Source organism: Bradyrhizobium sp. (genome assembly GCF_004799405.1).
Classification (GTDB): domain Bacteria; phylum Pseudomonadota; class Alphaproteobacteria; order Rhizobiales; family Xanthobacteraceae; genus Bradyrhizobium.
Genome location: NZ_SSMW01000047.1, coordinates 35,641 through 41,880, shown reverse-complemented (window position 1 = coordinate 41,880; position 6,240 = coordinate 35,641). Strand labels below are relative to the sequence as shown.

At 64.2% G+C, this 6,240-nt stretch carries 6 protein-coding genes; 3 read left to right on the top strand and 3 right to left on the bottom strand.

Annotated features, from left to right (window positions below):
- A partial coding sequence (locus tag E7813_RS08325; RefSeq protein ID WP_291572697.1) for an NrsF family protein occupies window positions 1–211 on the bottom strand: 211 nt, incomplete at its 3' end.
- A gap of 2 nt (window positions 212–213) precedes the next feature.
- Entirely contained in the window at window positions 214–759 is a 546-nt protein-coding gene (locus E7813_RS08320) for a sigma-70 family RNA polymerase sigma factor (RefSeq protein WP_291572694.1), read from the bottom strand.
- A gap of 229 nt (window positions 760–988) precedes the next feature.
- Between E7813_RS08320 and E7813_RS08315 the strand changes: the two genes are divergently transcribed.
- Together E7813_RS08315 and E7813_RS08310 are read left to right on the top strand one after the other, a co-directional pair.
- Window positions 989–1,714: a hypothetical protein gene (locus E7813_RS08315; RefSeq protein ID WP_291572692.1), complete on the top strand. Its 726-nt coding sequence runs from the start codon at window positions 989–991 to the stop codon at window positions 1,712–1,714.
- 74 nt (window positions 1,715–1,788) lie between these two features.
- Window positions 1,789–2,568, top strand: a complete 780-nt coding sequence (locus E7813_RS08310) for an enoyl-CoA hydratase (RefSeq protein ID WP_291572690.1) — start codon at window positions 1,789–1,791, stop codon at window positions 2,566–2,568.
- A gap of 18 nt (window positions 2,569–2,586) precedes the next feature.
- Here the strand turns inward: E7813_RS08310 and E7813_RS08305 are convergent, their stop codons facing one another.
- Window positions 2,587–4,446 carry an acetyl-CoA hydrolase/transferase C-terminal domain-containing protein gene (locus E7813_RS08305; protein WP_291572688.1) on the bottom strand — a complete coding sequence of 620 codons (1,860 nt, stop codon included), beginning with the start codon at window positions 4,444–4,446 and terminating at the stop codon, window positions 2,587–2,589.
- 231 nt (window positions 4,447–4,677) lie between these two features.
- Between E7813_RS08305 and E7813_RS08300 the strand changes: the two genes are divergently transcribed.
- Window positions 4,678–6,096, top strand: coding sequence for a TolC family outer membrane protein (locus E7813_RS08300; protein WP_291572686.1), 1,419 nt, complete (start codon window positions 4,678–4,680; stop codon window positions 6,094–6,096).
- Window positions 6,097–6,240: the final 144 nt, after the last annotated feature.

Sequence of the window (6,240 nt, the reverse complement as noted above, 5' to 3'; positions counted from 1 at the left end):
TCGCCAGCGACAGCGTCACCACAAATTTCAGGTCGAAGAACGGATTATGCATCGCGGTCATGACGTCCGGCCGCACGCCGAGGCCGGCGAAGAACATCGCGATCGAGACCGGCACGCCCGCGAGCAGCGACAGCGCCAGCACAAATCCGACCGGCCGCGACTGGTGCGCGTTATCGGCCGCCAAGGTTCGAATCAGCTGATCGGTTTCCATTCTCATTGTTCCCGCAGTTTGGCGGTGAGACTGGCAAGCCCGCGATGCAGCGCCACCCGCACCGCGCCCTCACTCATGGCGAATTTCGCCGCCGTGTCCTTGATCGACGCGCTGTCGACCGCGATCGACTGCAGGACATCGCGCTGGCGCGCCGGCAGGGACTGAAGCTGGGCCGCGACCTCGCTCGCCGGAACAGTCTCGGCTGCGGGTTCGCTCGGGATCGTCTCGGCGAAATCGTCGATGTTGACGAAGATCCGCCGACCGCGGCGGCGCAGCGAATCGATCAGCTTGTTGCGGGCGATCGCAAACAGCCATGGCGCGAACGGCGCGGTAGTGTCCCAGGTATGCCGTTTCAGATGCACCGCCAACAAAATGTCCTGCACGATATCCTCAGATTGATCGACCGGTTGCCCCGCACGCGCGAGGCCCCGGCGCGCCGCGGCCCTCAACACCGGCGTGACGGCCCTGAGCAGACGATGATACGCCACACCGTCCCCAGAAATGGCCGACCGCATCAGGCCGCTCCATTCGTCTTCACGTTCGGGCACGCGCGCTCCCACCATGCAATTCGGTCGATCTTTCAATTTGTTACGTCCGCAGGCTCCAATCACGAAGTCGTGATAAACAGCTTCGGAAAAACTATGGGGTGTTCAGGTCCCACGCTGGAAATCGCGACCATGAATGACGCGCGTTCAGGCTCATAACATCGTTCGGTGCGGCCCGCACCCACCGCATTGCTTGCGAAGATTCCCGCGTTCCGAAGTGCCCATCGGCAAAATGCCGCCGCCCCGTTTTCGCCCGGACTCGCCCGAAGATTCCCTTTTTCTGCCGCGCTGCGGACACGCCGCCAGTCTCCTTTGGCTTTGGGGACTGGCAAATGGGGAGATTGCCAAAATGAGGATCAAAGCCAGCGGGCGCTCGGCATTGATATTGGCGACAGGGTTGTGGGTGGGTTTCGCCGGACTTTCGCAGGCAGCGACGACCGCCGATAGCAAGGCGGCGCCGGCTGTCCGTAGCAAACACGTCGCGCATCACTGGAAGAAAGTCGCGCATCGCACATCCGGCAAAACGGCGCTGAAATCCGCGCGCGCCAACCAATCCACCGATGCCGCCGAGGATAACGAATCATCTGCGCTCCCACCGTCTGTCGCCAACGCCAACGCACAACTGGCCTCCGCTGACAGCCCGATCCCCGCCCTCAGGGCGATGTCAGCGCGGGCAGAAGCCATTCTGCAGGCTACCCCGCCTGGTGCGCCGGTTGCCACCGACACCCAGGTCGTGTCCGCGGATCAACTCAACGATGTCGATCGCACGCTGCACGAGAGCCCGCCGCCAGTGCCGCCGTTGGCAATCGCCTCGGCCGATCCCGCCGCCCCACCGGTGATGGCGAGCCGCAACGACGACCCCACCGTCTGGGACAAGACCTCGCTGATCGGGAAGATCTTTATGGCCTTCGGCGTCATGTTGACGGTGGCCTCGGCCGCGCGGATGTTCATGGCATAAAGGCTTCGCGCCCACTTGAAGCTCATCCCGGCTGCGGGCACATTGCCCGCGAAAAGTCTGGCGCGGGGTGGATCATGAGCAGGTTCGAACACATTATTGTCGAAAGCAAAGGCGCGGTCGGCATCATCACGCTGAACCGCCCGAAGATGCTCAATGCGCTGTCGTTCGATGTATTCAAGGAAATAGCGGCCGCGGTCGACGATCTCGAAGCCGACGACAAAATCGGGTGCATCCTGCTGGCCGGCGGCGAAAAGGCGTTTGCCGCAGGCGCCGACATCAAGGAAATGCAGCCCAAAAGCTTCATCGACATGTTTTCCAGCGATTTCATCGCCATCGGCGGCGACCGCGTCGCCAATTGCCGCAAGCCGACCATCGCCGCCGTCAGCGGCTACGCGCTCGGCGGCGGCTGTGAGCTCGCGATGATGTGCGACATCATCATCGCCGCCGACACCGCCAAGTTCGGCCAGCCCGAGATCACGCTCGGCACGATCCCCGGCATCGGCGGCACCCAGCGGTTGACGCGCGCCGTCGGCAAATCCAAGGCGATGGACCTGTGTCTTACCGGACGGATGATGGACGCCGCGGAAGCCGAGCGTTCGGGTCTCGTCAGCCGGATCGTGCCCTCGGACAAATTGATGGAGGAAGCGCTGGCGATCGCCGAAAAAATCGCTTCGATGTCGCACCCCGCAGCCGCAATGGCCAAGAGCGCGATCAATCGCGCGTTCGAGACGCCGCTATCTGAAGGACTCAACGTCGAGCGCGACCTGTTTCATTCGACCTTCGCGCTGCAAGATCGCTCCGAAGGCATGGCCGCGTTCATCGAGAAGCGAAAGCCGGCCAACAAGAACCGGTAGGTTGCCTGCGGCAAAATCCTACCCCGCTTTGCTTCTCGCCAGCGCGGCGTTGACCAGCGCGCGCCAGGCGCGTTCCGACAAACTCGCCGGCCGGTCGAGCCCGAGCCGCGCCAGACATTCCTGGTCGGCCGCGTCGGGCTGACGGGTGAACCCCTGCCACAACAATCCCGGCAGACGCAGCGGCGCGCGTTGCGCGTCCTGCAGCAGTTGCAGGGCCGGAATCAGCCGCTGCTCCGTTTCGGTGAAGTCGCTGCCGAACGGGAACGACGGCAGCAGCCCGGCGTCGCGCGCCGGCTTTAGCGCCGCGCCGATGCGTTCGGAGAAATTCTCGCGATGCGCGGCGGGAATTTCATAATTTTTCGACAGCTTGCCGGCGTCCTTGGCCTGCCGCATCAGATCGTTCTGAAAGCGCGAATCCGAGACCTGCAGCATCGAGGCGATGACGTCGGCGTCGGACTTTCCCCTGAGATCGGCGACGCCGTATTCGGTGATGACGATATCGCGCAGGTGCCGCGGAATGGTTTCATGACCGTAGTTCCAGCGGATATTGGAAACGCTGCCGGATTTTTGCTGCCGCGCCGCTTCCACCGTGAGGATCGAGCGCGCGCCTTCGAGTTCGAATGCCTGCGCCACGAAATTGTACTGGCCGCCGACGCCGCTTACCACCTGGCCGTTTTCCAGGCCGTCGGAAATCACCGCTCCCATCAGCGTCGCCATCATGGCGTTGTTGACGAAGCGGGCATCGACGCGGGCGCGGCGTTTTATTTCCTCATCGCCATAGAGCTGGTTGGTGAACGACACCGGCATCATCTGGATGCGGGCAAGCTGTTGCGGCGTCATCTCGCGCAACGCGCGATAGAACGATTTTGGCCCGAGAAAGAACGCGCCATGCAACACCACGCCGTCGACCTCGCGCTTGAGAATGCCCGCAGCGATCAGGCCGAGAAACGCCTCGAACAACATTTCGCTGACGCCGTAGAGGCCTTTGTCGAACGGCCCGGTTTCCGTTGCGGCGACCGGCACCCCGGGTGCCAACCGGCTCATGATCGCGTGAAATTGTGAATTGTCTCGGTGGCGGATAATCAGTCCCTGCGCCAGCGCATCGCTGACCTGGCCGATGCCGATCTGCAGCGTGCCGCCGTCGCGCACGAGGCCCGCGGCATGCAGGCCGATGGCGTATCTGGTGTCGGTGATCGGTTCGGACGGCGGCGCGAAGAGCGGAAAATCGGTCGCGGGACTATCGAGCACCGCGCTGAACTCGTCCGCCGAAAGGTCGCCCGCACCCGGCATGAACGGCAGTTCGGAATTGACCTGGGCCACCAGTTTGAACGAGGCGCGGCCCTCCGCCCGGGCGCGCAAGACATCGAGCGTGGTGTCGGTGTTGCAGCTCAGGCTGTAGCGCGCCGTGCCATCGACAACGCGCTTTGCCACCAGTTGGGTGACGACATTGAGCCCGCGCGCCAGCAGACAGGACGCGGCATGGGTATAGTTCGCGGAAATGTAGTGCTGCTGCGCGAACGGCACGTGCAGCCAGCTTCCTGCCAGGAAGAAAAACTCGATCACCTGGATGTTCGGCGGCAACGCGCTCGCATGCAGCGCGGCGGCATAGGCGAGATCGGGATAGCCGCCGAACAGGCGATCGATCACGGGCGCGATGAAACGCCGCTCGAGCAGGTTCGATGGCTTCGGCTTTTCCAGTGTCAGCGCCGAAAAGAACGTCAGGTTGATGGCGCGGTCGGCCACCGCGCGCGCATAAAGCGCGTTGACGATGTGGTTGGCCTTGCCAAGCCCGAGCGGCAACCCGACCACCAGATTGGTTCCGACATCGCGGATGATGTCTTCCGCGATCGCCTCGGGGTCGGAAAACATTTTGGGCATGAAGATCTGCCTGACGCCGCCGGAGATGCTCGCCCGGAATCGAGCGTGACGGCGGCAGCTATAGCGCATTTGCCTGATGTTCGCGTCTGTGACGAACAGGCAACAGCGCGCCGCCGAATGGCAGGGGGTTATTGCGCCGGACGGTTTGCCTGTGGCGGCGGCGCCCTCTAAACAGGTAAATGTGTCGAAGACGTCGGCGGGGGCGGATGTCCGGATTTGCTGCGGGATCATATGGCTGGGCGTGCCACTAGGGTTGGCCACGTGGGAAGGCGCATGCTTCGATTGGGCATGAACCTTGGCGTCGCCACTTGCCTCGGTTTTGCTGCCGCCACGGCGCAGGCGGAAGGCCTGCCGGAAGCACTGGTCAAGGCGTACCAGTCCAACCCGCAGCTCAACGCCGAACGGGCGCGCCAGCGCGCCACCGATGAGAACGTGCCGCAGGCGCTGGCGGGCTACCGGCCTCAGATCATTGCGAGTTTGAGCGGTGGGTTGCAGGCGGTGCGCAACCTGTTGCCGGACAATACGGTCCAGGGCGCGACCTTGAAACCCTGGACCATCGGCGTGACGGTGACGCAAATCCTGTTCAACGGCTTCAGGACCGCCAACAGCGTCCGGGTAGCGGAACTCCAGGTACAGGCGGGCCGCGAAGCCCTGCGCAACGTCGGCCAGGGCGTGTTGCTCGATGCCGTCACCGCCTACACCAACGTGCTGGCCAACCAGTCGCTGGTCGAGGCGCAGCGCGCCAACGTCGCGTTCCTGCGCGAAACCCTCGCCATCACCCAAAGGCGGCTGAAGGCGGGTGACGTGACGCCGACCGACACCTCGCAGGCCGAGGCGCGTCTCAGCCGTGGCCTGTCGGACCTCAACGCCGCCGAAGTCAGTCTTGCCGTCAGCCAGGCCACCTATACCCAGGTCATCGGGAACCCGCCGGCGCAATTGCGGGCCGCCGAAACCGTGGACCGCTATCTGCCGCGCAGCCGCGAGGAGGCGATCGAGCTTGCCCTCAAGGGCAACCCGGCCGTGACCGCCGCGGGCTTCGACGTCGATGTCGCCTCCACCACCATCCGGGTCGCGGAAGGCAGCCTGCTGCCCACCATCACGCTGCAGGGCAGCGCCAGCCACAGCGTGGATTCGGATTCGACGCTGTCGACCTTCCGGACCGATCAAGCCTCGATTCTCGGCCAGATGACGGCGCCGATCTATGACGGCGGCACCGCGGCGTCGCAGACCCGGCAAGCCAAGGAAGTGGAGGCGCAAAGCCGTCTGGTGCTCGACCAGGTCCGCAATCAGGCACGCACCGCCGCGGTCGGCGCGTGGGTCGCCAATGAAGGCGCCAAGATCGCGGTGGCGGCATCGGACTCCGAGGTGCGCGCCGCGACCGTCGCCCTCGAGGGCGTACGCAAGGAGGCGCAAGGCGGCCAGCGCACCACGGTCGATGTGCTGAACTCGCAGCAGGATCTGATCTCGGCAAAAGCGCGGCTGATCGGCGCACAGCGCGACCGCGTGATCGCCTCCTACACGCTGCTCAGCGCGATCGGAAAGCTCGACGTCAAGACGCTGGGACTCAACACCCCGGACTATCTGCCGGAAGTGCATTACCACCAGGTGCGCGACGCCTGGGAGGGTCTGCGTACGCCCTCGGGACAGTAGCAGGAACCGGCCTTTCGAACGCATCTTCAACGTCGTCCCTGCGAACGCAGGGGCCTATACGCCGCGTCCTCTCGTCTTGAACGCCGCCGTCGAAGACTTTCGCGTAACCCCACTCCCTGTGGCTGTGGGTCCCTGCGTTCGCAG